Origin of the sequence: Streptomyces sp. SID5643 (genome assembly GCF_009872555.1) — a bacterium.
Taxonomy (GTDB): Bacteria; Actinomycetota; Actinomycetes; order Streptomycetales; family Streptomycetaceae; genus Streptomyces; species Streptomyces iakyrus.
On the sequence record NZ_WWIC01000349.1, the window covers coordinates 1 to 273 of the forward strand.

General features: G+C 69.6%; 1 protein-coding gene. It reads right to left on the minus strand.

Annotated elements, in window-relative coordinates:
* On the minus strand, positions 1-268 hold a 268-nt coding region (locus GTY56_RS36975), incomplete at its 3' end, for a DNA-3-methyladenine glycosylase (RefSeq protein WP_346345667.1).
* Between the last annotated feature and the right edge of the window lie 5 nt (positions 269-273).

Consider the following 273-nt stretch of genomic DNA (forward strand, 5'->3'; position numbering starts at 1 on the left):
ACCAGTACATGCCGTACGTGAAATAGACGTACAGGTGTCCGGGCGGGCCGAACATCGTCGCGTTGCGGGCGGTCTTGCCGCGGTACGCGTGCGAGCCCGGGTCGTTGGCGCCGTCGTATGCCTCGACCTCGGTCAGTCGCAGCTCGATCGGTCCGGCCGCGCTGTCGTGCACGAGAGTGCGGCCCAGCAGGTCGGCGGCGACGGTGAGTACGGGGCGATCGAAGAACGAGCGCGGCAGGGGGTCCTCGGGCGAGGACGCGGGACGGATGGCAG